The following is a 25509-nucleotide window of genomic DNA, read 5'->3' as shown; positions in this document are numbered from 1 at the left end:
ATTAGAGTGGTTGAAAATTTCAGCCACTCTTTTTTTTATCTTTGTTTCTATGAATATAGGTCAATACATACTAACTAAGATTTTCCCTAAATACACTTGGATCAGAAAAACAAGTGAATTAAAAGTGTACCTAACTTTTGATGACGGACCTATTCCCCAAGTAACAGAATGGGTACTCGACCTCCTTCAACATTACAACATAAAAGCTACTTTCTTTTGCATCGGTGATAATATCCGAAAACACCCTTCAGTATTTAAGAGAATAATAAATGAAGGTCACCAAGTAGGCAATCACACCTTCAATCATTTAAACGGTTGGAAAACCAGTGAAGAAGACTATATTGCCAACGCAATACTATGTGAAAAAGAGATAAAAAAGTACTGCTCAAATGATTCTAAGCTGTTTAGACCTCCTTATGGAAAAATAAAGACAGCACAAGCTAAAAGACTAAGCGATAAAGGATATGAAATAATCATGTGGCACAATCTCACCAAAGATTACGATAGGAATTTAACCCCAAAACAATGCTTAAGACGCTCTTTAAAGCACCTTAAAAAAGGAAGTATAATAGTATTTCACGACAGCCTAAAAGCGCAAGAAAACATGAAATACGCATTGCCTATACTAATCGAAAGCTTATTAGATAAAGGCTATACCTTTGACACTTTATAGTAAGGAAGTCATGACATTGATTAATGAATTCGCATCCATTACTTCTGTCTGACGCCAAATCATCGTATGATTCTTATATAATAGCATAGTAGGTACCTGCTTAATACGCAAAGCTTCCACCAATTCGCTATTTTTCTCTACATCAATCTTTACGATTAAAATACGATCACCCATCGCTGCCGCCACATCGTGTAATACAGGATTCATTTTTGTACACCCATCATTCCATTTCGCAAAAAATTGAATTAATACAGGTACATCTCTTTCTACTAAATCCCCAAACTTTGACATATAATTATTTTTTATTCGTTTTTAGATATTTACTCTACTTATATATACAAAAATATACTTTTTTGTGTAAAAACTTACTTTTTCACTCGTAATTCTATAACTGTAATCTCAGGCCAAATACCAGTACGACCTTTATATGCGTGATAACCAAACCCTCTATTCACATACAAGTACTTCCCTAATGTTTCATAAAGACCTGCCCATTGCTTATACACATACTGAATAGGACTCCACTTTAGAAAGCCAGGAATTTCAATTCCAAATTGCGAACCATGTGTATGACCCGATAAGGTTAATTGGAAATTCATCGGATGATCTAAAATTTGAGCATCCCAGTGCGATGGATCGTGACTCATCAAAATTTTAAAATCAGTCGATTCTATTCCCTGTGTGGCTTTATCTAAATCTCCAAATTTCATAAACTTGCCATTTGCACCCCAGTTCTCAACCCCAACTACACAAATAGACTCACCGTCTTTATTGATACTAACATGTTCATTTCTCAGCAGTTGAAAATTAAGTTTATCACTAATATCACAGATTTCGTTGAAGTTTTTGTCTTCCATCTCGTCCGTTTCCCAATGAGCATAAGTTCCGTAATCGTGATTCCCTAAGATTGAAAATTGCCCATACTTGTGTGGGCGAATCTTTCGAAAAGTACTCAACCACGGATTCACTTCACTTGCCACGCTATTAACCATGTCACCCGTAAAAAGCAACATGTCAGATCTCTGAGCATTAATCAATTCAACAGCATGCATCAACTTTTCAGGATCGTCAAAACTACCAAAGTGAATATCGGATAATTGCGTAAATCTAAAACCATCAAATGCAGATGGAAGATCACTAAATTCAATTATATGCTCGTGGACTTGAAATCGATAACGTCCAATAGTAATACCGTGCAATACAGACAAAAAAGGAATTGACACTATACCCAAAGCTATGTTGGTAACAAATTTCCTTCTACCTGGTATAATAGAATCTTTCTCATCTTCATTCACTCTGGAAGATTGCTTATCTCCTAACTCCCTTTGAATAAATCGATAAACACCAATCGATAAACGCGCGACATCCTCCACCAACAAAACAAGAGTCAGAATAAGTTTTGGTAAATAAAATAATACAATAAGAGCTCCAGCAGTCAATGGTAAATTCATATCACCTGACTTAGGATCGAACTTTGAAAAGCCATAGCCAATAAAAAGAACAAGAATAACAGATGCCATCACATAGAGTAAGCGACTTGAAAACTTTTTAAAGTATTGTTTAAATGCTTGATAAGTATAAAACTCGATAACAAACAACAACAGCCCGATAATTAAAAACTTCAACATGAGTGAATACATTTATTTCAAATTTACCCTTTTGTATCAGTCTACAAAATACCTTTAACATTATTTAATACCATTCTCCACAAAGACATTATGGAGGAGTGATTTTCAAGCGAAGACCAAATTGCGTATCTTTGAAACTTAATTTTAGAAACAAATAAATTCTTCCTATGGATAATAAAAAACGTCTTTTTCTACTTGATGCTTATGCTTTAATATTCCGAGGGTATTACGCATTTATCAAAAACCCAAGAATAAACTCAAAAGGATTAGACACATCAGCTATTTTGGGTTTCATGAACTCACTATTAGATGTTATCAAAAAAGAACAACCTGATCATTTAGCAGTAGCATTTGACAATGGAGGAAGTAAGGATCGTTTAGAGTTATTCCCAGAATATAAAGCAAATCGAGATGCTACGCCAGAAGCTATTAAAATAGCTGTACCGTACATTAAGGAGATCTTAAAGGCTATGCACATTCCAATTATTGAAGTAAGTGGTTTTGAAGCAGATGATTTGATTGGTACAATATCAAAACAAGCTGAAAAAGAAGACTTCAAAGTATATATGGTTACACCTGATAAAGACTATGCTCAGTTGGTATCAGAGAACATATTCATGTACAAACCAGCGCGAATGGGCAATGGCGTTGAAATATGGGGAATAGATGAAGTGAAAGAGAAATTCGAAGTTGAAGAACCTATTCAAGTTATTGACTTTTTAGGTATGATGGGAGATTCAGTTGACAATATTCCAGGATTACCTGGTGTTGGTGAAAAAACAGCAAAGAAGTTTTTGAAAGAGTATGGCTCAATGGAAAACTTACTTGACAACACCCATCAGTTAAAAGGAAAAATGAAAGAGAACATTGAAAACAATAAAGAAAAGGGAATTCTTTCAAAGAAACTTGCGACGATCATGCTTGATTGCCCTGTTACCTTCGATGCTAATCAATTTGTTCTTGAACAACCAGATATCGAAAAGTCTGAAGCTCTATTCGTAGAATTAGAATTCAGAAGGATGAAAGAACAATTTGACAAAATATTCAGTGTAAACCAACCATCGATAAAAACGCCAGAAACTGTTACGTCTAACGCAAAAAATGCCACTTTAGACGATCAATTTTCACTTTTTGGAGAGGTTGAAAATACTACAAATAGCGACTCTCCTTATTTTGCTAACTTGAGCACAACAAATCACGTTTACCAATTATGCGATAGCAAAATGAGTATTCGCCTTTTAGTTCAAAGTTTACTTCAGCAGACAAGTGTTTGTTTTGATACTGAAACAACAGGTTTAGATGCTTTAAATGCTGAACTTGTAGGTATTGCTTTTTCTTACGAAAAAGGCACTGCATTCTACGTTCCGTTCTCTGACAACAAAGAAGAAACTCAAGAATTACTCGAGTCTTTCAAAGCGTTTTTTGAATCTGAACAAATAGAGAAGATTGGTCAGAACCTCAAGTATGACATTAAAGTACTCAAACAGTATAACATTGAAGTAAAAGGACCTCTATTCGATACCATGATCGCGCACTACCTGATCAATCCAGACATGCGTCATAATATGGATATCCTTTCTGAAACATACTTGCGATATACCCCACAACCAATTGAAGATTTGATTGGCAAAAAAGGTAAAAATCAAAAGTCTATGAAAGACATTTCTCCTGAATTGGTAAAAGAATACGCAGGAGAAGATGCCGATATCACCTTTCAGTTAAAACAAAACTTTGAACCTCAATTGCAGGCGACAAACACGATTGAACTATTTCAAAATATAGAAGTGCCTTTAGTACCTGTTTTAGCAGATATGGAAAGCGAAGGAATCCGCTTAGATATAGACTTCCTTGCCTCCCTATCAGGTGCATTAAATCAGGATATCAAACAATTAGAAAAGGCAATCTACGAAGAAGCTGGAGAAGAATTCAACTTAGCATCACCGAAACAACTTGGCGATATCTTATTTGACAAGTTAAAGATTGGAGGAAGCAAACCAAAAAAGACAAAAACAGGACAATATGCTACTGGAGAAGAAATCTTAAGCGACTTAGCTCCAAAGCACCAAATAGTGCAAGATATTTTAGATTGGCGACAACTGATAAAATTGCAAAACACTTATGTAGATGCTTTACCTAAACAAGTGGATCCGAAAACAAAGCGAGTTCATACAGAATATATGCAAGCTGTAGCCGCAACAGGTCGTCTAAGTTCTAATAATCCAAACTTGCAAAATATACCTATTAGAACAGAAAGAGGGCGTTCAGTGAGAAAAGCATTTGTTGCAAGAGATGAAAACTACGTAATCATGGCAGCCGATTATTCACAGATAGAACTGCGAATTATTGCAGCTTTGAGTGAAGAACCTAATATGATTGAATCCTTTAAAAACGGAGAAGATATTCACCGTTCTACTGCTGCAAGAGTGTTTAATGTACCTCTTGAAGAAGTAACTAAGGAACAACGTAGTCATGCAAAGACTGTTAACTTCGGGATTATCTACGGTGTATCTGCATTTGGATTGAGCAATCAAACTAACTTATCTCGTTCAGAGAGTAAAGAGTTAATAGACACTTACTACGCAACATATCCAAAACTAAAAGATTATATTGCTAAGCAAATTGACTTTGCAAGGGAACATGGTTATGTACAAACTATCTTAGGTAGAAGAAGATATTTGAAAGACATCAATTCCCACAATGCAGTTGTAAAAGGAGCTGCTGAACGAAATGCCGTAAACGCTCCGATTCAAGGAAGCGCTGCAGATATTATCAAAATAGCAATGATTAACATTCACAAAAAGTTAATCTCAGAAAAATGGCAATCAAAATTACTCTTACAAGTACACGATGAGCTTGTCTTTGATGCCCATAAAGAAGAATTAGAAAACTTAAAAACAATGGTTAAACAAGAAATGGAAAATGCTTTCACTCTTACCGTACCATTAATAGTTGACTTAGGAGTAGGACAAAATTGGCTTGAAGCACATTAATAAAACAAACAAATCCCATTTGATAAAAAATCAAATGGGATTTTCTTTTTCAACATTATCTTTCATAAAAAAGACAAAAATACCGCGTGAAAAACTACCACCGAATGTCCTCTCCCCCAACTAAATGATTGCTTTACTCAATTTTTAGCTAAGTTCACCCAAAATACATTTTTGTATAAACTCAATCTCTGTACTTTTACCACTATAAAACCAAAGTCCTAATTGTTTGATTAGGATATTCCTAAACTTTTCCCAAAAAAGAAGTCTTTCGCAAGACTTCTTTTTTACATACAACAATTGGTATTTACTCTACATCCTCACGATCTCGAATTTGAGTTTCCTTCCTCTTTTTTTGTTCACGTTCACTATAGATAGACCATTCCGTATTTTTATCTTGATACGTCTTATAATCTACTTTTTCGAAGGTAGGCGCATCTGCACCTTTTAGTATAGCATAATTCTCATCTTTGGTAGCACGAGCATTATCAGACTTTAGATCTTTAGATAGATAGTATACTGATGTTTTATCCTTCGCTACTGTTCCATCTATCACCTCGAAAGAAGCTACATCTATCTCCAGACACGGACGCAAAGTCTCCCAAGTTACAAAGTAAACTTGCCCCTTATCTTTTGCCCATTTGTCATTTAGTACTTCTAATGAATTCAGATCAAGCCCTTCTACTTCGAGTATTGACAACGGACTTTTTTCTCCTTCCATACCTGCTTTTAAATGATAAAGATAATTTGCATCCTTATATAAAAAAGAATTACCTAACGCTTTGAAAGTAGCCTTGTCATACTCCCCTTCCAACGGTTTTATCTCATTCGAACCAAACATCTTATTAGTCTCGAAGTACACCCCATTTTTATCACTAAAGAACACTGTACCTAAATATTTAAATGTAGGACGGTCAGCCCATGCAAGTACCTGATCCTTATAATAGACATGTGTAGAGTCTTTGATCACATTTGCGTCTAACCTGCGGATCGCATCAGGATTAACACCTTCTAATAGTACATCCCCATAATACATCTGACCATCCCTCGCTTCATAATATTCATTATTACTAATCAACAATGACATAATAGGGAACAACACGACCAAACCTAATACTACACCGATAATAACAAATATCTTCTTATTACCTTTCACCTCATGTTCTCTCGCATTAGCAAGGAGGTTTACATTTCCCTCTACAGCTCTTCCATTTAGGTATTCTGTCCAATGCTCATCTAATTTACCTACTCGATCAACAGCAGTATAACTCTGATAATTCTCCAAGCGCCCTAAAAGGGTATTTATCATCGTTCGGTCAGCAGATTCAAAAGAAAAGAAAGGCTCTTCCTGACCGGCTGCAAAGAAAATCACCAAATCCCCTGCAACAGCTGAATATCGTTTAACCATAACAATATTTGCGTGTTTGATAGATTTCACTTCTCTACCTTTCTTAATTGTCACTCCTTGTTCATTAATATCAATGCATACTTGCGTAGTAAACACTGAACGCAATCTGACAATCAGTAGAATGACCACAACAAATACTGTAATATATATAAACGCACTTGTACTCCCTGTATTAAATGCATGTACAATCGATATCAGATTAATAAAGCAATATATCAATACTACGGCAAAGATTGCAATCATTGTGATGTTATACTTTTTTCGATTAAGTACCTTAAAGATTAGTGTTGTCATACTCTTTAAAAAATTATTGATCTATATTTTCAAATATTTCAGGGTTAAACTCGATTGTAGTTGTACTTTTATATATCTTATATACCTTATCCTCAGCAAACAGTTCTTCTAACTTCGTGCGAGAAAACAGCGTCACCTTTTCTGTGTAGTACATCGGTTCATCGATCAAAAACACATCCCCTTTTTGCACAGATTTTCTGTTTTGTCTGACATACAAAGTATCACCTGCTACTTCTGTCACGTACATAGCCGAACGATCACCGTTCTCAAGTTCGTAGAACACCACATCACCTGTTTCTAAAATAGCGATTTGATCTCTTTTGTAATCATTCTCTTGCCTATTTCCAATCCACATCCCTATCACAAAGATTAACACAAATAAAATAGTAAATCCAGATAGCAAAAAATGATACCATCGATACGACTTCTTTTCCAATCGCGAAATCACCTCTCGCGATGCTGTCGGAAAATACGCTGGAGCAAACATTGTATCACAGACAGGACAACGAACGATAACTTTTTTCTGATGGGCATAGATTGGTACATACACTATATGCTCAACTGTACATATAGCTTCTATTTGCATTCGATGTGTTTTCTGACACTCTGGACAAGTAAACGTCCCTGTAGTGGTCACACGTTCTAATGTACTAAAATATTTATCTCTTGCCTCCTTTATTATTATCATACCCTCCTTATATAAACAAAAAAACATGTAAATTTAACAAATTATAACAGATTACCTTGTAATAAATAAAAATGACTTATTGCTATTCACAAATAAACAACCTTATCCCTTTTATCCATACAAATACCAGATACTACAACAGTTAATCTTTCCAATAACAAAAATTAAGAACATCACATGTGACTCATTGCTTTTTTTCCATCACTACACTGATTGTGTACTTCTGCGTTCTCCCCAGATTTGAGTGAAGTACAACTCTATGTTTTACGATAGAAATAAAGTTTAATCAACTAATACTCAGAAATTTTACTTACACCATACGAATTGAAATACTGGAAAATACTATTCTAAAAATTGGACTAAGGCAAATGACTACAGTACCAAAAACACCTACTGCAAAAACAATCAGAACACGGATAAAGCTAACATTGATCCTCATTGTCCTATTTACAATTTTATTCTTTGGGCTCTTTTTATTAGCACTGGCGGTCTTAAAATTTCATCATTCATACTTTACCATCTACCCACCTTTGTTTGTCATACTATTCTTACTATATCCTTTCTTTGTCTTTACAATAGCTCACTCCGTGTATTACAAAATTGGTGTGCGTATCATGCAAAAAGCCAACCATCCCAATCCGATGAAAGAACTACTGGTCTTGCTTATACTCAGTACATTGTTCAGTATAGGAATATTCTTAAAAAATAGGTCTTAGCTTAAGTTTTCCGAATATCTATTTCTTCTCGAACTTATCGATTAACTACTACTTCTATATACAGACAACCAAAAAGTTGAGAAAAGAAGAGAAATCAGAATAATACAATAGTTAGCGAAAAAAGATTAGCATTTAATTACAAATTATACCACGAGTGGGGACACGTAAATTATTCTATATTTGCTTTTTATAATTAACAAACAAAGAGAAATGAAAAAACTGCTTGGTCGTTTAATGTTAGGAGTCACAGGATGGAAATTGAATACGAATGGAATTTCTATTGATGAAGCTAAAAAAACAGTATTAATCTGTGTTCCTCACACTTCAAACTGGGATTTCTACTACAGTTTAGCTTGTTTTTGGATAATGGGAGTTCCCTTCAAAATGTTTATAAAAGATTATTATACTAAGTCGTGGTTTGGCTTTTTCTTTAAAGCATTAGGCTGTATAGGAGTTGATCGATCAAAAAGACAGAATTTAGTGGAGTACGCTGTAGAATTAATCAACGAGGCAGAGAAAATTGCCATTGTAAACACCCCAGAAGGAACAAGATCATTTTCAGACAAATGGAAGCAAGGATTCTATCAAATAGCCAAACAAGCAAATATTCCCGTAGCACTTTGTTACGCAGATTATAGAAAAAAAGAATGTGGTATATTTAAGTTAATATCGGTCAGCGACTTAACTTTTGAACAAACATTAGATATAATAACTCCTTACTATGATGCCAAAATGGCAAAATATCCAGAATTATATAACCCCAAACTGTACTAAGTAAAATAACAAACAAGGAACAACTAAAAAAACAGTTGTTCCTTGTTTGTTTAAAGCATAAGCACACCTGATCATCTGAATCTCTAAACGTATAAAAGCAAATCACAACTTCTTTTTATCATCTCTAATCTACTTCACAATAGAGAAATATCCATCTACTTCGACCTCTCCTACATCACTATCAATAGCAACAGAAACCCGATAGTCCCCCTGCTTGTACTCAACCAAATTAGGATGTATCTGAACAGATACTTTCACACTCACACCTTTACTAATAACATAAGAGTCACCTCCTATTGACAGATCTTCAAAATCAATAGGGATCCACTCTCTACCTTCTAATATGCAAATCCTATAATCGCCTTTCACCTTGATTACCTCCTGTGATTGATTCCAAATACTCAGTTCAATTTCCGAAGGTGCCTCTGTAAATCTACCTTCCACTAAATCTACTTTTACACGATCATATAACGCATTTTGCCTTTCGTGTTTATTATCAATTATGACAGGAGAGGTACTATTTGTATCAGTAATTACTGACGCGCTATTCTTATGAGTCTGATTACAGCTCATAGAAAACAAACAACTAAGAAACACAATTGGAAAAACAAATAACTTTTTCATAACTATTCTTTGTATAATAAGCTACTAAAAATAAAACAATTACCTCTAAGCATCTCTTTTCAAAAGAAAAAAAGTATAGATAAGAAAATGGCACATTAAAAGATAGCATAAAGCAGGACAAAACTTCTGTCGATACAATTGTTATTCAAACGATTGAGCCCCAATTAATTCGAAAAAAAAGACTATAAATTTGTATAGTAAAAGATTTTATGTAATTTTGCACTCCCTTAATTGGGAATGGAATGTTTAATTAAATACAAATTTATTGTGGAAAGTTTAAGCTACAAGACAGTATCGGCTAACAAAGCAACTGCTCAAAAAGAGTGGTTAATTGTTGACGCTGAAGGTCAAAATTTGGGACGTCTTGCTTCAAAAGTTGCAGTACTTTTAAGAGGTAAACACAAAACAAATTACACACCGCACGTAGACTGTGGAGACAACGTAATCGTTATCAACGCAGAAAAAATCAACCTAACAGGTAACAAATTAGATGACAAGACTTACATCCGTCACACAGGTTACCCAGGAGGACAAAGATCATTAACTGCTAAAGTAATGCAACAAAAAAACCCTGCATTATTGATCGAGAAAGCAGTAAAAGGAATGTTGCCTAAAAACAAATTAGGAGCACAATTATTCCGTAATCTAAATGTAAATGTAGGTGCTGAGCACAAACACGAAGCTCAACAACCTAAAACCGTTAATTTAAACGAAATTAAGTAATGGGAGTTATTCACAAAATCGGTAGAAGAAAAACTGCTGTGGCTCGTGTTTATGTTTCAGAAGGAACAGGAAACATCACAGTAAACAAAAAAGATTTTAAAACTTATTTCCCAACTGGTACATTACAGTACAAAGTTTTACAGCCTCTAGCAATGACTGAGAATGCTGAGAACTTTGATATCAAAGTAAATGTATACGGAGGAGGAACTACAGGACAAGCTGAAGCAGTGCGTATGGCAATTGCAAGAGCAATGTGTGAAGTAGAAGTTGAAAACAGAGCAATCTTAAAACCAGAAGGATTACTTACACGTGACCCACGTATGGTTGAGCGTAAGAAATTCGGTCAGAAGAAAGCTCGTAAGAGATTCCAATTCTCTAAACGTTAATATTTACATATTATTAAAAAATCTAAGTTTTTGTTGCCCACTTGCCGAGGCAAGAGGTAGTTTAGCATCTAAATGGTTGGGACCGAATTTATCCTCGCTACTCATCCATTGCTAAAGTAACAGAACGTAAACTATTACAAAAATGGCAAACAAAGTAGAAGTTAAAGAATTACTAGAAGCAGGTGTTCACTTCGGACACATGACTAGAAAATGGGACCCAAATATGGCTCCTTACATCTATATGGAGCGTAATGGTATTCACATTATCAATCTATATAAAACTGCAGCTAAAATTGAAGAAGCTAATGAAGCTTTGAAAAAAATCGCTGCATCAGGAAGAAAAATCCTTTTCGTTGCTACAAAAAAGCAAGCGAAAGACATCGTAGCTGAAAAAGCAGCTGCAGCTAACATGCCTTACATCACTGAAAGATGGCCAGGTGGTATGTTAACAAACTTCGTTACTATTCGTAAAGCTGTTAAAAAAATGGCTTCAATCGATAGAATGAAAAAAGACGGTACATTTATGACTCTTTCTAAGAAAGAGCGTTTACAAGTTGAACGTCTACGCGCAAAATTAGAGAAGAACTTAGGTTCTATTGCTGACATGACTCGTCTACCAGCTGCTCTATTTGTAGTTGATATCAAAGCTGAACACATTGCGATTAAAGAAGCTCAAAAATTAAACATTCCGATCTTCGCTATGGTAGATACTAACTCTGACCCACGTCAAGTTGATTTCGTTATCCCAGCAAACGATGATGCTTCTAAATCAATTGAAAAAATATTATCTTTAGTTACTTCTGCTATTATCGAAGGTAATGCAGAAAGAAAATCTGAAAAAGAAGAAGCAGCAGCTGCTAAAGTTGATGCTCCTAAAGCATAATTTTTTAACAATATCATAAAGTCGTTATGCTGATAGTTGTCTACTTTTGTAAGCGCTGTCGATAACGACTTTTTTTATTAACTATTTAATACAACGAACAATGGCAAATATTACTGCTGCAGAAGTAAACAAGCTAAGACAAATTACAGGTGCCGGAATGATGGACTGTAAAAAAGCTTTAGTAGAGGCTGAAGGTGACTTCGATAAAGCTATCGAAGTGTTACGTAAAAAAGGACAAAAAGTTGCTGCTAACCGTTCTGACCGTGAGTCAAGCGAAGGAGTAGCTATTTCTTACGTAAATGATACTAAAACTAGAGGAGTTGTTATCACATTAAACTGTGAAACTGACTTCGTAGGTAAAAATGATTCTTTCGTTGCTCTTGCAAAAGAAATGGTTCAAAAAGCAATCAACTTCAACACAAAAGAAGAATTCTTAGCTTCTGAATTTGAAGGTATGACTGTAGCTGACAAGTTAATCGAGCAAACTGGAGTTATCGGTGAGAAAATTGAAATCGGATCTTTCGAAGTTTTAGAAGGAGCTTATATCGGTACTTACATCCACGGTAACAAAATTGCTGCTATCACTGCTTTATCTGCTGTAATTGCAAAAGCTGAGGAGTTAGGAAAAGATATCTCTATGCAAGTTGCTTCTATGGGAGCTGAAACATTGTCTTACAAAGATTTCGATCCAGAGTTCGTAGCTAAAGAAACTGAAGCTCGTATTGCTGTTATCGTAAAAGAAAATGAAGAATTAGTACGTTTAGGAAAAACTCTTAAAAATGTACCTCAATATATTTCTTACGCTCAAATTACTGACGAAGTATTAAAACAAGCGGAAGAAGATGCTAAAGCTGAATTAAAAGCTGAAGGTAAACCAGAAAATATTTGGGATAGAATTTTACCTGGTAAAATTCAACGTTTCATCAGTGACAACACTACTTTAGATCAAGAGAAAGCTTTATTAGACCAAAACTTTATTAAAGATGAGTCTAAAAAAGTTGGAGAATACGTGAAAGGTTTTGGTGTAGAAATCACTGGATTCAAAAGAGCTTCTTTAGGTTAATCAACAACCTTTTAGCAATATTTATAAAAGCCTCAGTTAATTCTGAGGCTTTTTTTTATTACTTTTACCCAGCACAACTAGTTTTTATTATGAAATTTTTAAAAAACAACCTATTAATACAGATTATTATTGCTATCGTGTTAGGTAGCGTGTTAGGTAACCGCCTCCCAGAATCAATTGGGAGAATATTCAGCACTTTTAATAGTGTTTTCGGAGGATTTTTAAAATTTATTGTTCCCCTGATCATCATTGGTCTAATAGTACCAGCAATTGGAAATATTGGTAAAAATGCCGGTAAACTTTTATTAATTACCACCGCCATTGCTTATAGCTCTACGCTATTCGCTGGATTTATCTCCTATGGAGTAAGTATTACTACTTTCCCTAATATTTTAGCCACTGAACAGCTGGGCAATATTACAGAATCTACTAAAAACTTGGAATCTTATTTTGATATCGCTATGCCCCCCATGTTTGACGTTATGAGTGCTCTCGTTATCTCTTTTCTGTTAGGAATAGGAATATCAAAAGGTAATTTCACGTATTTAGAGGGTGTTTTTAACGATTTTCAGAGCATCATTATGTCTGTTATCAATAAAGCAATCATTCCCTTCTTACCGCTGTTTATATTCGGTATATTCTTGAATATGACTTATAACGGTCAAGTATTCGTTGTACTGGATACGTTTGTAAAAATAATCGGAGTGATCTTTATCCTGCACGTCTTTGTATTAGTATTCCAATATGTAATTGCAGGTACAATAAGTAAGCAAAATCCTTTCATGCTGATGAAGAATATGCTACCCGCCTACTTCACTGCTTTAGGAACACAATCTTCTGCTGCAACAATTCCAATTACATTAGAGCAGACAATAAAAAATAATGTCGATCCAAAAATTGGAGGATTTACAGTACCTCTATGTGCAACCATTCACTTAGCTGGAAGTACCTTGAAGATAGTTGCATGTGCTATTGCATTGATGTTGGTACAAGGTCAAACAGTTGATTTTACCCTCATGGTTGGATTTATTTTTATGTTGGGAATCACTATGGTAGCTGCACCAGGAGTACCAGGAGGTGCTATTATGGCTTCATTAGGAGTATTAGCCTCTATCTTGGGATTCGATATGGAGCAACAAAGTTTAATGATTGCACTTTATATCGCTATGGATAGTTTTGGAACAGCATGTAATGTTATGGGAGATGGAGCTATCGCTATAATCGTAAACAAAATATCGAAAAGTAAAACTATACCAGCAGAAGCTTAATACAATTCAGTTCGTTTAAAATACCATGTACGAAAAAACATATCCAAGTAAGAGATTTAGAAAGACAATGGAGTTTGTCAATAAACATATTGCGAAAGACTCAACCATTCTAGACTTAGGGGTAGTTAATCCACTTTCTAAAATTATGCAAGAAGATGGATTCAAAGTTACCAATACCACCGGAGAAGATTTAGATGAAGATCAGAGTGCTTTAACAAATGGAGATTACGAAGTCTTAACGGCTTTTGAAATTTTAGAACACTTACTAAATCCTTATACAGTACTTAAATCATGTAAGGCTAATAAAATTGTAATATCAGTTCCGTTGAGATTGTGGTTTAGCACTGCCTATAGAAGTAAAACGGATATGTTAGACAGACATTATCACGAATTTGAATCTTGGCAATTAGATTGGCTTGTACAAAAAGCTGGATATAAGATCATCGATAGAGATATGTGGACACACCCAATCAAAAAGTTAGGTATCAGACCTCTCTTGAGGTGGTTTACTCCAAGATACTATATTCTTTATGCAGAAAAAATATAAATAGAAACGCTGAGATTAGTTCTCAGCGTTTTTTATTTGGCCGATGAGGAACAAGCGGGTAATTTGTTTGCTAATGATTAATGGCTATATTTGCCTCAAGCTTTAGGGGTGTCTACACAAATTGTAGGCTGAGACTTCACCCTTTGAACCTGATCTGGTTAATACTAGCGTAGGGAAAAGTAAGATGACTTCATTAAATAGGTACGACCGTGCCTTCTTGTAGCCATTCCTAAAGTTATATCTCATAAGAACAAAAGGAATGGAACTTAAAATCTATAAACACAGCGTACCGTTTTTCTGCTACAAACGATTCACTTGTAAACAGTTTATTGTAAGCCTTACTGCAATACAAAGACAGAGAATTGTAAAGGTCAATAAGACTACTAACGTCAATACTATCTCACCAACGCAGCAATTGTCTATAAGTAAGGATATACCAAATAATCACACGTACTACAATCAAGTGGTTCCATTCAATCTAACAAGTATTTACTCATTAAACTAAATAAGACAATGGAACAACACAGCATTTCACAAACGCCTTTTCCCAACTCAAGAAAAGTGTATATCAAGGGAACAATCTACCCTATTCAAGTAGCAATGAGAGAAATCTCACTAAGCGACACTAAACTCTCCAATGGAACCACAGAACACAATCCTCCCGTCACAGTATACGACACTTCTGGCCCTTACACAGATCCAAACATTACAATCGATATCCGCCAAGGAATACCACGCCTAAGAGAACAGTGGATCATAGACAGAGAGGATGTAGATATTCTAAGATCAATCACTTCAGAGTACGGCAAAGCAAGATTGGCAGATGAAAAACTCAATCATTTGCGCTTCGAATTTAGACACAACCCTAAAGTGGCTAAAGAAGGAGCTAACGTAACTCAATTATTCTATGCTAAACAGGGAATAATCACACCTGAGATGGAATACGTAGCTATCAGAGAAAACCAAAGAATAGAACAGCTAAACAAAGCTACCTCAGCTATGAAGCAGCAGCATCAAGGCAATAGCTTTGGCGCTAATACTCCTAAAAATTTTATTACTCCAGAATTTGTCCGTGAAGAAATAGCAAGTGGACGCGCTATCATTCCAAACAATATCAATCACCCAGAGAGTGAACCCATGATTATTGGTCGTAACTTCTTAGTAAAAATCAATGCAAACATTGGAAATAGCGCAGTTACATCTTCTATAGAAGAAGAAGTAGAGAAAGCAGTATGGGCTTGTCGTTGGGGTGCGGACACCATAATGGACTTATCAACAGGTAAAAACATTCACGAAACAAGAGAGTGGATAATACGCAACTCACCTGTCCCTATAGGTACAGTACCAATTTATCAAGCCTTAGAAAAAGTAAAAGGGATAGCAGAAGATCTAACTTGGGAAATATTCAAAGATACCCTAATCGAACAAGCTGAACAAGGCGTGTCCTATTTCACCATTCATGCAGGGGTACTACTGCGCTACATACACCTCACTGCTAATCGAGTGACAGGTATAGTGTCCCGCGGAGGATCTATAATGGCGAAGTGGTGTTTGTTTCACCATAAGGAGAATTTTCTATATACCCATTTTGAAGAAATCTGCGAGATCATGAAAAAGTACGATATCGCTTTCTCCTTAGGGGATGGTTTAAGGCCAGGTTCAATTGCTGATGCTAATGATGCAGCACAATTTGCAGAATTAGAAACCTTAGGAGAATTAGCCAAAATCGCTTGGAAACACGATGTACAAGTCATGATAGAAGGACCAGGACATGTACCTATGCACATGATTAAAGAAAACATGGAAAAGCAATTACGCGATTGTGGAGAAGCACCCTTTTATACATTAGGACCATTAACTACAGATATTGCACCAGGATATGATCACATCACTTCAGCCATTGGAGCGGCAATGATCGGTTGGTATGGAACAGCCATGCTGTGTTATGTTACTCCCAAAGAACACTTAGGACTACCGAACAAAAAAGACGTAAAAGATGGAGTAATTACCTATAAACTTGCTGCACACGCCGCAGACTTAGCCAAAGGGCATCCAGGAGCACAATACAGAGATAATGCGTTAAGTAAAGCACGCTTTGAGTTTCGATGGGAAGATCAATTCAACTTATCACTAGATCCTGATACGGCAAGAGAATTTCACGACGAGACTCTACCAGCAGATGGTGCAAAGGTAGCTCACTTCTGTTCAATGTGTGGACCTAAGTTCTGCTCTATGAAAATATCACAAGAGATTAGAGATACAGCAGAGCAAGGAATGCGAGAAAAGTCAGAAGAATTTATAGAAATGGGAAAGGAACTATACCTCTAAGACATGAGTAAGAATTTCACAGGGGAATTATTTTACACAAAAGAATAGCTCTCCTGTGAGATCTAACCTCTTAACTTATTAACATCAATACTTCAGTTATAAACAATAAAAAGGGAATTTATAAACACGAATAAAGAGTTATCAACATTTCATAGGGCTTATATGAGCACTTATCAACAGATATAAAGTAGTTATCAACACTAATAAAGCACAAACATATTAGTTATCAACAAAAAAAGAAAAAAGGTATAAAAACTAATACTTATCAACAGAATGAAGAAAGCAATTGAGAAAAAGGACTAACCTTGAAGTAAGTATTCCATAAAAACATCTCTTGGAATTTCTATTGCGCCTAAACTGCTCAAATGATCATTATAAACTTGACAATCTAACAGTTTATATCCCATTGACTGGAGATATTGACTTAAGTAAATAAAAGCAACCTTACTTGCGTTAGAAACCTTCGAAAACATACTCTCTCCACAAAAGATATGGCCTAAATCAATTCCATATAACCCACCAACCAAATTGCCATCCTGCCAAACCTCAAAAGATTTAGCAATTCCCATCTCGTGTAAAGTACAATAAGACTCAATCATATCATCCGTAATCCAGGTACCATTTTGCCCTACGCGTTTAATACTTTGACAATTCGTGATTACCTCTCTAAAGCAAGTATTCATGGTAATGCGAAATGAACCTCTATTCAAGACATTACGCATGCTCTTAGAAATGATTAAATTATCAAAAAACAAAACCATACGCGGGTTAGGTGCCCACCAAGTAATAGGTTCACCGTCTTCAAACCAAGGGAAAATACCAGAGTTATAAGCCAACACCAATCTTTCTGGAGAAAGGTCTCCACCTAAGGCAAGTATGCCTGATTCATGGGCTTGATCAACATCTGGAAAACTTAGGTAATGTTCATTTAAGAGAGTAATCATTTAAAAAAAGGTAAAAAAAGTCCCTAAGGTTAACTCAGGGACTTTCTATTTTAATTAAAAAGGTAAATCATCGTGTTCCTCTTCATTATAGCTTGAAGCAGGCGGAAACTGATTTCCTGTATTCTGTTGTCCAAATTGATTAAATTGGTTTTGACCTTGATTCTGAGCATACATTCCTTGGTTTCCTTGATTAAAACCACCTTGTTGCGTTTGTTGCTGTTGGAAACCTTGACCTTGTTGAGCTTGATTATTAAACCCACCTTGTTGATTGTTAAACTGAGAACCGTCATTACTTTGGTTAAAACCACCTTGTTGTGTTTGCTGTTGTTGGAATCCCTGGTTCTGTTGACCTTGGTTTCCAAAACCACCTTGGTTCATATTATTACCACCAAATCCTTGATTAGGCATTTGTTGCATATCAGGACCCGGTTGTCCAGCAGCAGCTTTCTCAATTCTCCATCCTTGAATTGTATTGAAGTATCTCGTTTCACCTTGTGGGCTAACCCATTCTCTTCCTCTCAAATTAATTGAAACACGAACAGGTTCTCCAACTTGAAATGTATCTAACAAACTAACTCTATCTTGAGTAAACTCAATCATAATATGTTGTGGATACTGCTCATCTGTTGTTACGACAACCTCTCTTTTTCTAAAACTTGAACTAATATCTTGAATATGTCCAATCAATTTGATTCTTCCTGTAACTTCCATTGTATAAATATTTTCCTCGTTTTTTATTAACTATTTTGCCAGTATGGTTTTCCAAGCCAAAGGTACATTATTTTCTTCTAAATACTTTTTAGCCAATGCAAATTTATCATTTACATTTCCACCTTGCAAGATATCACTTAATTCATTATTTGACTCTACGAATTTCAAAATATCTTCTTCACTTGGCAAGTGCTCTACATTGCCTAAAATCCCCAAGTCATTTCCATTAAAAACACCACTATCCAAAGCATCGCGTGGTATAACATCAACTCCTACTCCCAATGTAGTCAAAGGTTTTTCTACTTCAAACATCCCCTCATTAGCTCGTGAGTACCAATTGCCCCCCATGCGAGAAACTAAGTCTAATTTAGTTTGATCTATTTTCCCATCACTAGTCAGGATACCCTCATCAATGTGCATTTTGACAACTTCACAAATCACTAAATTACCAGCTCCTCCCTCATTTCCTAAACCAATTACCTCTTGCACAATGCATTCAAACTGCACTGGGCTTTCTTTAACTCTAAATGGCCTAACCTCGTCCGATGGAATCATGGTAAAACCTGCCTTAATAAATTCATTAACACCATCCTTATACTCAGTACTTGACAAAGAAGTTTGCTGTACCATATCATATGTCACGACATTTATAACTACTTGCATTGTCGCTTGTACATTGAACAATGTATGCTTACATGTATTATCCCTTACCCTTCTCGAAGGTGAAAATACCAAAATAGGAGGATTAGCGCTAAACAAATTAAAGAAGCTAAAAGGGGAAAGATTAGGCTTATCATCAGCATCCAAAGTACTAGCTAACGCAATAGGACGAGGGCCAACAGAACTCTGTAAGAAACCCTGTAGTTCCACTACGCTAATATCACTTGGTTTTATAGTCTTCATAATGTTATATTTTTGTAAAGTAGTAAATTTACAAAAGCTTTTAGAAAGGGAAAATTTTATAAGGATACAATTCTAAAAGAACTTTCTCGTTTAATTTACATACTTTTATATACGCTAATAATAATACGCAATTGAATAACAAAAAGGAAATAATACGTTGGCTTCTTGTAACAGCAGCTTTTTTCACTCTTGTACTAATTTTGTGGAATACTTATACCTTCTTCCAAATGTACAAAGAAGAAGAACGTATTAAAATGAACATCTGGGCGGAAACGACCAATACATTATACAATGCGAAACTAAGCGATACAAGTTTAGGACTCTCTCTTCTTATTCTGACAGAGAACAAGACTATTCCAATTGTACAAACTACTGAAAAAGACAGTATATTATCCTTTATTAATGTAGATGAACGAATAGTAAACAACCCTAAGAAAGCGCAGGATTACTTAAAGAAATTAAAATCACAAAATACTCCGATGGAAGTAAAAATAGGTGATGAAATCCAATATTTATATTATGGTAACTCATCCCTATTAACTAAACTCAAATACTATCCAATATCATTAGTTTTAGTATTTCTATTTTTCTCTGTACTTATCTTCAATTTTTATAGGAGCCATAGAAGTGCTATGCAAAATAAGCTTTGGACAGGTATGGCCAAAGAAACGGCGCATCAAATTGGAACTCCACTATCTTCGCTACTCGGATGGATTGAAATAATGAAGCTTGAAAACGTAGATGAGCAGATTACATCAGAAATTCACAAGGATGTAGCTCGCTTGCAAACAATTGCTGATCGCTTTTCTAAAATAGGATCTAAACCTCAACTTAGTCCCTACGATATTGTAGAAGAAACAAGAAAGACTTTTGAGTATCTCAGTCCTCGAAATTCTAAACAAATTGAATATACAATCAACCTACCTGACTACCCAATTATGATTCCTCTAAACAAAGAGCTTCACAGTTGGACAATTGAAAACTTAATCAAAAACGCCATTGATGCAATGAAAGGTATAGGTAAGTTAGACATTCTCATACAGGATAACAACAAAACTGTAAACATATTCATTACGGACACGGGTAGTGGGATCCCAAAGAAACTTCACTCAAAAATATTTGAGCCAGGCTATACAACCAAGAAAAGAGGTTGGGGATTAGGACTATCACTTACCAAGAGAATAGTAGAGCAATTTCAAAGTGGAAAAATTAAAGTTTATCACTCAGAAGTAGGCAAAGGCACAACTTTCTGCTTGACATATAAAAAACAAAAAAGTCGATAATTTCTTATCGACTTTTTTGTTTTTATTAGAAACTCAATTCCCTTACAAGGCAGCTTTAATAGCTTCAGTAACTTGCTCGAATTCAGCTGTAGTTAATTTCTCCTTCTTAGTAAAGCGCATATCATCCATTTCTTGTAAAGGGATTAGATGCACATGAACATGAGGAACTTCTAAACCGACAACAGCCATACCAACTCGCTTACATGGTATCGCTTTTTCTAAAGCTATAGCCACTTTTCTCGAAAACTTCATTAGCTCTAAATAATGATCCTCATCCATGTCAAAGATCTTATTTATTTCTTTCTTCGGAATACACAAAGTATGACCTTTAGCATTAGGATTAATGTCCAAAAAAGCTAAGAAATTATCATCTTCTGCCACTTTATAAGCAGGCAACTCCCCACTTATAATCTTTGTAAATATTGAGCTCATATTAATATCTTTTTAATTAATCTCTACCTATCTCAAGAATCTCAAACTTCATAATTCCATTTGGAACTTGAATTTCAGCAACATCTCCTACACTCTTACCTAAAAGTCCTCTACCTATAGGTGAAGTAACAGATATCTTTCCAGTTTTCAAATCAGCTTCACTTTCTGCAACTAATGTATATGTAATTTGCATTCCATTCGCCTGATTTTTGATCTTAACCTTAGATAATACTAACACTTTAGAATTATCTAACTGTGATTCATCAATTAATCTTGCACTAGCAACAACTTCTTCTAATTTAGCAATTTTAAGTTCCAATAAACCTTGTGCTTCCTTAGCTGCATCGTACTCCGCATTTTCCGATAAATCTCCCTTGTCTCTAGCTTCAGCAATTGCTTGAGAAGCCTTCGGACGCTCAACACTTTTTAACTGCTCTAATTCGTCTTTCAATTTCTTTAGTCCTTCAGCAGTATAATACGAAATCTTACTCATAATTAATGGTTTATATAAATAGAAAAAATCCCATAAATACGGGATTTCTTACAATATTGTATTTTTTTTACGTTTCTATGTTATTAACTGTGTCCTTCAACACTTTGTCAAAGTTAAATAATTAAATTTGTTTTACAAATATTTAGACAATGAAAAAAACATTAGTGCTTTTTACCACAATAGTCTTAATAACAAGCTGTTCAAAAAGTGATATCAATAATTCAAATCCCTATCTACCAAGTCAGAATGTAAGTTTAAGTATTCCCTTATCCTATGCTGATAACTTAAGATATCCAGGTGGAGTCTACGTAGATCGGTCAGCTCAAGCAGGTATTTCAGGTGTAGCTATTTACTCGTCAAATGGAATGAATGAATATTACAGTTATGAACTAACTTGCCCCAATCACCATATACAAGCAGATGGTTCTTCCATACTTATTCAAGACCCTACTCGCAAAACATTTTTCTATTGTACTGCAACACATCTGCATAATGGAGAGAAAGTTTCTTACGATATAGCTACAGGAGCTTGGGGGAGACCTGTAGGAATTAAGCTTAAATATGCTTTAAAGGCTTATCCTGATACCCAAAAAAAAGGAGACGTTATCTATGTAAAATATTAATAAAAAAAGAGGTTTTTTAAACCTCTTTCTTTTATTAATCCACAACTCTTATTTCAGCGTTTTAAAACTTAATTGTTACCCCACCTAAAATATTAAACTCTGCTTGGGAATAATAAGCAGGTCCCCAATCAGTATCATAATATCCATTTGATATATACTTGACATTAAAAATATTATTTGCTAAAACTGATACCCCTATAGACTTTACCCATCCTTTAATAGGGAACTCGTAGGTCGCATTTAAATCATTAATAAAATAGGAATCCAACTTAGACTCTTTAGCATCTATATTAGCCATATATTGCTCCCCTACAAACTTAGTTAACAAAGAAACACTCATACCCTTTATAGGCAGATAAGTCAGTGTATTCGACGCTATAAAATCAGGAGAAAAAGCGATATTAGTCGTTCCTAAATTAACTGATTGTTCGTCTATGTTTGTCTTAAAGTTCTTATTCTTATTTGTGCTTATAGTTAAACTCGGAGACCAATACACTTTATCTAAGACTTTTACATTTGCTTCGACCTCAAGTCCAAGCCTATAACTATCACCACTATTAGCTCTCAACATCCCCCCTACGTCATTGATTTCTCCTGTAAGTATCAATTGATCTTTATAATCCATCAAATAAGCATTCACATTGATTGAGGCTCTCTCTCCTTTGTGACGCCATCCTAATTCATAATCATTTAATTTCTCCGCTTTGGGCTTTCCAAGTCCTTCATAATCTTTTCTATTCGGCTCTCTATTTGCACGAGCATAAGAAAAGTAAAACTGATTCTGATTATCCAATTGGTAAGTTATTCCTCCTTTAGGATTAAAGAAGTTAAACTTGTCATTTACAAGCCCTGTTTCAATTCCATTAGCTTCATAGGTAACCCTCCTATACTGCATATCTCCAAACAGACTCCACTTATCAACAAATTGCCAAGTTGCTTTAGCATAGAAATTCATATCTGTTTTAACAGCATCATCGCGATAATATTCCTGTTTGTACGAATGCTTTACCGCTTCCTTTACCCATAGTATTTCTCCAAAGTGATCACCTTCATACTTATTCGCTCCCCCACCTAAAACTACACTAAGCTTATCCGTAGCGTACTTAGTATTGAAAACCATTCCATAAAAGTGATTATCCAAGTGTTTGCGTCTTATCAAGTCACTCTCGCGAATATCCTTTCCATCAACGATTACAGGAGATAGTCCATAACTTTCTAAATCTTGCTTCTTTTTATAATTTTCGTAATAACCATCTCCCTTCGTATAATGTAAAGAGACGTTAGAAGACCATGCGTCGTTCCATCTTTCAGTCCAGTGAAGTTGATAGTGTTTTTGAATATAATTATCCGTTTCATTCTTATAAAACTGCTCGTTTCCATTATCATCCTTATACTTTCCTGCAGGGTTATAACGTCTACCGTATTTATCAAGGTCATCTTGATAAACTCCACTCCACGCTTGATACGTTTTTTGCTTACCTCCAAAAACCAGTGCTTTAATCATAGTAGTTTCACCCACATAAGCCCCTTGTAAAAAGTATGATTTCATATCTGCCGAGGCTCTATCGATATATCCATCTGACTTCATATCAGACAATCTACCTGCCAACTCAAATTTGTTGTTGATTAACCCTGTACTAAACTTAGCAGTTGATTTCCTTGTATTATAACTACCAAAGCTATTTGAAATTTCACCATTAGCTTCATGTGAAAACTCATCTGTATTAAGGTTTAAACTTGCACCAAATGCAGCAGCTCCATTAGTTGATGTACCAACACCTCTTTGCAATTGGATATTTTGTACAGAAGAAGTAAAATCAGGCATATTCACCCAGAAAGATCCTTGAGACTCACCATCGTTATAAGGAATACCATTCAAGGTCACATTGACACGAGTAGCGTCAGACCCCCTAACTCGAAAACTTGAATACCCTATACCAGCACCAGCATCAGTAGTTGTAACAACAGAAGGCAAAAGACCTAACAATGAAGGGATATCTTGACCCAAATTGCGTTTGCTTAATTCACGTTTACTAACATTTGTAAAAGCGATAGGTGTTTTCTCATCAATATGAGTAGCTGACAACACGATTTCATTCAAGGCAGTATGCTGAATGCTATCATTTACTACTTTCTCTTGAGCCACCCCAAATACAGGTAGACTTATGGCAAGGCCACACACTAAAAATGATTTTGAAAATTTATTTTTCATTCGTAAAAAAAGTATTTTTCACAAATAAAAGGGGCAATTATTTCTATTGATTAATAATTACACTTATTCCATTACAACAAAGAAATGTTGTTTACTCCCTTGGCAGCATTACCCGCCCAGGTTCTATGGGTATGATCTCAGCCGTAAGGCACCCCTTTGAGATTTTATGTTGCAAATATAGGCACTCTTCTTTCATTTACAAACCAAAGAAAGACTTTATCCATTCCTTGCGATTTTTACCACCTTGCCACGAACCAGTAAAATGGTGAATTGTAAAGGTATTATCTGTTAAATGACATACACCTGTTTTTGTACATATAGGACTAAAATACGAAGTGGGAAATATAGCTACATTATTTGCTAACCTCTGCATCCTATCCTCTAATACTAAACCTTTTTCCTTAATCTTCTTAGTGACGTGAATTGTATTCGGCGTAGTGTAGTATTTCTTATAAGGGTGGTACTTTCTATAAAAAGTCTTATTACTATAAAAATCTAATAATTCATTTATAATTGGGTGATTTGGAACCGCACCAATAACAGCGGTACTTAAAAGTTTATCCGATTCAAAACCACAAAAAAAGCTAAAGTCTAAAAAAGAATCCAACTCTTGAAGCACTTCAACATCAGTATCAAAATAAACTCCTCCATGCAATTTTAAAGCGTGTAATCGACAAACATCAGATACAAAAGCATATTTCTTCTCAGCATAGGCTTCCTGGACAAATTTTAGCTCAGTTACATCAAAGTTGTCTTCATTCCAAAACATAATCTCGTATTCAGGTAAATACTTGTGAAATGAGTTTAAACACATTTGTACTTTATCAGAATATGGTTTTTTTCCAAACCAACACAGGTGTATTATCTTCGGTATCATCTATTTATTCGCTTAAATATTCTATACCAATAATACTGTTA

25 protein-coding genes and 1 riboswitch are annotated in these 25509 nt (G+C 35.1%); of the genes, 13 read left to right on the top strand and 12 right to left on the bottom strand.

Going from position 1 to position 25509, the window contains the following annotated elements; translation table 11 throughout:
* Window positions 1-49 precede the first annotated feature (49 nt).
* Window positions 50-673: a polysaccharide deacetylase family protein gene (locus NWE55_RS08780; RefSeq protein ID WP_258204031.1), complete on the top strand. Its 624-nt coding sequence runs from the start codon at window positions 50-52 to the stop codon at window positions 671-673.
* On the opposite strand, the gene NWE55_RS08775 is transcribed toward NWE55_RS08780, so the two are convergent.
* Window positions 668-964, bottom strand: coding sequence for a thioredoxin family protein (locus NWE55_RS08775; protein WP_155092509.1), 297 nt, complete (start codon window positions 962-964; stop codon window positions 668-670). The two genes, NWE55_RS08780 and NWE55_RS08775, sit on opposite strands and share 6 nt — an antisense overlap.
* Before the next feature lie 74 nt (window positions 965-1038).
* A complete protein-coding gene (locus tag NWE55_RS08770; RefSeq protein ID WP_155092508.1) occupies window positions 1039-2301 on the bottom strand; it encodes a metallophosphoesterase in 1263 nt (420 codons plus the stop codon).
* Between the two features lie 167 nt (window positions 2302-2468).
* Between NWE55_RS08770 and polA the strand changes: the two genes are divergently transcribed.
* Window positions 2469-5291 (top strand): DNA polymerase I, encoded by a 2823-nt coding sequence (gene polA / locus NWE55_RS08765; protein ID WP_258204030.1) that lies wholly within the window; start codon window positions 2469-2471, stop codon window positions 5289-5291.
* A 304-nt stretch (window positions 5292-5595) separates the two neighbouring features.
* Here polA and NWE55_RS08760 read toward each other — a convergent pair whose 3' ends face one another.
* Together NWE55_RS08760 and NWE55_RS08755 are read right to left on the bottom strand one after the other, a co-directional pair.
* A complete protein-coding gene (locus NWE55_RS08760; protein WP_155092506.1) occupies window positions 5596-6990 on the bottom strand; it encodes a DKNYY domain-containing protein in 1395 nt (464 codons plus the stop codon).
* Between the two features lie 13 nt (window positions 6991-7003).
* On the bottom strand, window positions 7004-7678 hold the full coding sequence (locus tag NWE55_RS08755; protein WP_155092505.1) for a hypothetical protein: 675 nt from the start codon (window positions 7676-7678) through the stop codon (window positions 7004-7006).
* 926 nt (window positions 7679-8604) lie between these two features.
* Here NWE55_RS08755 and NWE55_RS08750 point away from each other — a divergent pair.
* On the top strand, window positions 8605-9168 hold the full coding sequence (locus NWE55_RS08750; protein ID WP_155092504.1) for a 1-acyl-sn-glycerol-3-phosphate acyltransferase: 564 nt from the start codon (window positions 8605-8607) through the stop codon (window positions 9166-9168).
* 129 nt (window positions 9169-9297) lie between these two features.
* Here NWE55_RS08750 and NWE55_RS08745 read toward each other — a convergent pair whose 3' ends face one another.
* Window positions 9298-9792: an immunoglobulin-like domain-containing protein gene (locus NWE55_RS08745; protein ID WP_155092503.1), complete on the bottom strand. Its 495-nt coding sequence runs from the start codon at window positions 9790-9792 to the stop codon at window positions 9298-9300.
* Between the two features lie 267 nt (window positions 9793-10059).
* On the opposite strand from NWE55_RS08745, the gene rplM reads away from it, so the two are divergent.
* The 8 genes from rplM (at window position 10060) to thiC (ending at window position 16990) form a co-directional block, all read left to right on the top strand.
* The gene (rplM, locus tag NWE55_RS08740) at window positions 10060-10515 is read left to right on the top strand and encodes a 50S ribosomal protein L13 (RefSeq protein ID WP_160338948.1); all 456 of its coding nucleotides are present in this window, start codon (window positions 10060-10062) and stop codon (window positions 10513-10515) included.
* The gene (gene rpsI, locus NWE55_RS08735) at window positions 10515-10901 is read left to right on the top strand and encodes a 30S ribosomal protein S9 (protein ID WP_155092501.1); all 387 of its coding nucleotides are present in this window, start codon (window positions 10515-10517) and stop codon (window positions 10899-10901) included. Before rplM ends, rpsI begins: the two co-directional genes overlap by 1 nt.
* Window positions 10902-11043: 142 nt before the next feature.
* On the top strand, window positions 11044-11784 hold the full coding sequence (gene rpsB, locus NWE55_RS08730) for a 30S ribosomal protein S2 (RefSeq protein WP_155092500.1): 741 nt from the start codon (window positions 11044-11046) through the stop codon (window positions 11782-11784).
* 100 nt (window positions 11785-11884) lie between these two features.
* The gene (tsf, locus tag NWE55_RS08725) at window positions 11885-12847 is read left to right on the top strand and encodes a translation elongation factor Ts (protein WP_155092499.1); all 963 of its coding nucleotides are present in this window, start codon (window positions 11885-11887) and stop codon (window positions 12845-12847) included.
* 89 nt (window positions 12848-12936) lie between these two features.
* Window positions 12937-14115, top strand: a complete 1179-nt coding sequence (locus tag NWE55_RS08720) for a dicarboxylate/amino acid:cation symporter (RefSeq protein WP_155092498.1) — start codon at window positions 12937-12939, stop codon at window positions 14113-14115.
* A 67-nt stretch (window positions 14116-14182) separates the two neighbouring features.
* A complete protein-coding gene (locus tag NWE55_RS08715) occupies window positions 14183-14662 on the top strand; it encodes a class I SAM-dependent methyltransferase (protein WP_155092515.1) in 480 nt (159 codons plus the stop codon).
* 94 nt (window positions 14663-14756) lie between these two features.
* A riboswitch (TPP riboswitch) is annotated at window positions 14757-14855 on the top strand.
* 66 nt (window positions 14856-14921) lie between these two features.
* On the top strand, window positions 14922-15167 hold the full coding sequence (locus NWE55_RS08710; protein ID WP_258204029.1) for a hypothetical protein: 246 nt from the start codon (window positions 14922-14924) through the stop codon (window positions 15165-15167).
* An 8-nt stretch (window positions 15168-15175) separates the two neighbouring features.
* The gene (gene thiC / locus NWE55_RS08705; RefSeq protein WP_155092497.1) at window positions 15176-16990 is read left to right on the top strand and encodes a phosphomethylpyrimidine synthase ThiC; all 1815 of its coding nucleotides are present in this window, start codon (window positions 15176-15178) and stop codon (window positions 16988-16990) included.
* A 299-nt stretch (window positions 16991-17289) separates the two neighbouring features.
* Here the strand turns inward: thiC and aat are convergent, their stop codons facing one another.
* From aat to NWE55_RS08690, 3 genes are read right to left on the bottom strand one after another with little or no spacing between them, the layout of a single operon-like run.
* The gene (gene aat / locus NWE55_RS08700; RefSeq protein ID WP_155092496.1) at window positions 17290-17934 is read right to left on the bottom strand and encodes a leucyl/phenylalanyl-tRNA--protein transferase; all 645 of its coding nucleotides are present in this window, start codon (window positions 17932-17934) and stop codon (window positions 17290-17292) included.
* Window positions 17935-17988: 54 nt separating this feature from the next.
* On the bottom strand, window positions 17989-18645 hold the full coding sequence (locus NWE55_RS08695; protein ID WP_155092495.1) for a DUF3127 domain-containing protein: 657 nt from the start codon (window positions 18643-18645) through the stop codon (window positions 17989-17991).
* A 30-nt stretch (window positions 18646-18675) separates the two neighbouring features.
* Window positions 18676-19548: a flavin reductase family protein gene (locus tag NWE55_RS08690; protein ID WP_155092494.1), complete on the bottom strand. Its 873-nt coding sequence runs from the start codon at window positions 19546-19548 to the stop codon at window positions 18676-18678.
* 131 nt (window positions 19549-19679) lie between these two features.
* Here NWE55_RS08690 and NWE55_RS08685 point away from each other — a divergent pair, with 131 nt between their 5' ends.
* Window positions 19680-20831 (top strand): sensor histidine kinase, encoded by a 1152-nt coding sequence (locus NWE55_RS08685; RefSeq protein ID WP_155092493.1) that lies wholly within the window; start codon window positions 19680-19682, stop codon window positions 20829-20831.
* Window positions 20832-20873: 42 nt separating this feature from the next.
* Here the strand turns inward: NWE55_RS08685 and NWE55_RS08680 are convergent, their stop codons facing one another.
* Entirely contained in the window at window positions 20874-21263 is a 390-nt protein-coding gene (locus NWE55_RS08680) for an HIT family protein (RefSeq protein ID WP_155092492.1), read from the bottom strand.
* A gap of 16 nt (window positions 21264-21279) precedes the next feature.
* The gene (greA, locus tag NWE55_RS08675) at window positions 21280-21756 is read right to left on the bottom strand and encodes a transcription elongation factor GreA (protein WP_155092491.1); all 477 of its coding nucleotides are present in this window, start codon (window positions 21754-21756) and stop codon (window positions 21280-21282) included.
* 149 nt (window positions 21757-21905) lie between these two features.
* Here greA and NWE55_RS08670 point away from each other — a divergent pair, with 149 nt between their 5' ends.
* Entirely contained in the window at window positions 21906-22379 is a 474-nt protein-coding gene (locus tag NWE55_RS08670; RefSeq protein ID WP_155092490.1) for a hypothetical protein, read from the top strand.
* A gap of 61 nt (window positions 22380-22440) precedes the next feature.
* Here the strand turns inward: NWE55_RS08670 and NWE55_RS08665 are convergent, their stop codons facing one another.
* Both NWE55_RS08665 and NWE55_RS08660 read right to left on the bottom strand, forming a co-directional pair.
* A complete protein-coding gene (locus tag NWE55_RS08665) occupies window positions 22441-24591 on the bottom strand; it encodes a TonB-dependent receptor (RefSeq protein WP_155092489.1) in 2151 nt (716 codons plus the stop codon).
* Between the two features lie 196 nt (window positions 24592-24787).
* Window positions 24788-25468, bottom strand: coding sequence for a glycosyltransferase family 32 protein (locus NWE55_RS08660; RefSeq protein WP_155092488.1), 681 nt, complete (start codon window positions 25466-25468; stop codon window positions 24788-24790).
* Window positions 25469-25509: the final 41 nt, after the last annotated feature.

Source organism: Myroides albus (assembly GCF_024722315.1).
GTDB lineage: Bacteria > Bacteroidota > Bacteroidia > Flavobacteriales > Flavobacteriaceae > Flavobacterium > Flavobacterium album_A.
The sequence above is the reverse complement of the archived record's forward strand: the minus strand, read 5'-3'. Positions and strand labels throughout refer to the sequence as shown.

Coding starts and splice junctions, on each gene's coding strand:
- aat (WP_155092496.1), bottom strand. CDS start 17,934: ATGATTACTCTCTTAAATGAACATTACCTAAGTTTTCCAGATGTTGAT.
- NWE55_RS08755 (WP_155092505.1), bottom strand. CDS start 7,678: ATGATAATAATAAAGGAGGCAAGAGATAAATATTTTAGTACATTAGAA.
- NWE55_RS08710 (WP_258204029.1), top strand. CDS start 14,922: ATGGAACTTAAAATCTATAAACACAGCGTACCGTTTTTCTGCTACAAA.
- NWE55_RS08745 (WP_155092503.1), bottom strand. CDS start 9,792: ATGAAAAAGTTATTTGTTTTTCCAATTGTGTTTCTTAGTTGTTTGTTT.
- NWE55_RS08690 (WP_155092494.1), bottom strand. CDS start 19,548: ATGAAGACTATAAAACCAAGTGATATTAGCGTAGTGGAACTACAGGGT.
- tsf (WP_155092499.1), top strand. CDS start 11,885: ATGGCAAATATTACTGCTGCAGAAGTAAACAAGCTAAGACAAATTACA.
- NWE55_RS08775 (WP_155092509.1), bottom strand. CDS start 964: ATGTCAAAGTTTGGGGATTTAGTAGAAAGAGATGTACCTGTATTAATT.
- NWE55_RS08760 (WP_155092506.1), bottom strand. CDS start 6,990: ATGACAACACTAATCTTTAAGGTACTTAATCGAAAAAAGTATAACATC.
- thiC (WP_155092497.1), top strand. CDS start 15,176: ATGGAACAACACAGCATTTCACAAACGCCTTTTCCCAACTCAAGAAAA.
- NWE55_RS08680 (WP_155092492.1), bottom strand. CDS start 21,263: ATGAGCTCAATATTTACAAAGATTATAAGTGGGGAGTTGCCTGCTTAT.
- NWE55_RS08670 (WP_155092490.1), top strand. CDS start 21,906: ATGAAAAAAACATTAGTGCTTTTTACCACAATAGTCTTAATAACAAGC.
- rpsB (WP_155092500.1), top strand. CDS start 11,044: ATGGCAAACAAAGTAGAAGTTAAAGAATTACTAGAAGCAGGTGTTCAC.
- polA (WP_258204030.1), top strand. CDS start 2,469: ATGGATAATAAAAAACGTCTTTTTCTACTTGATGCTTATGCTTTAATA.
- NWE55_RS08780 (WP_258204031.1), top strand. CDS start 50: ATGAATATAGGTCAATACATACTAACTAAGATTTTCCCTAAATACACT.
- rpsI (WP_155092501.1), top strand. CDS start 10,515: ATGGGAGTTATTCACAAAATCGGTAGAAGAAAAACTGCTGTGGCTCGT.
- NWE55_RS08695 (WP_155092495.1), bottom strand. CDS start 18,645: ATGGAAGTTACAGGAAGAATCAAATTGATTGGACATATTCAAGATATT.
- NWE55_RS08750 (WP_155092504.1), top strand. CDS start 8,605: ATGAAAAAACTGCTTGGTCGTTTAATGTTAGGAGTCACAGGATGGAAA.
- NWE55_RS08660 (WP_155092488.1), bottom strand. CDS start 25,468: ATGATACCGAAGATAATACACCTGTGTTGGTTTGGAAAAAAACCATAT.
- NWE55_RS08715 (WP_155092515.1), top strand. CDS start 14,183: ATGGAGTTTGTCAATAAACATATTGCGAAAGACTCAACCATTCTAGAC.
- NWE55_RS08665 (WP_155092489.1), bottom strand. CDS start 24,591: ATGAAAAATAAATTTTCAAAATCATTTTTAGTGTGTGGCCTTGCCATA.
- NWE55_RS08720 (WP_155092498.1), top strand. CDS start 12,937: ATGAAATTTTTAAAAAACAACCTATTAATACAGATTATTATTGCTATC.
- greA (WP_155092491.1), bottom strand. CDS start 21,756: ATGAGTAAGATTTCGTATTATACTGCTGAAGGACTAAAGAAATTGAAA.
- NWE55_RS08770 (WP_155092508.1), bottom strand. CDS start 2,301: ATGTTGAAGTTTTTAATTATCGGGCTGTTGTTGTTTGTTATCGAGTTT.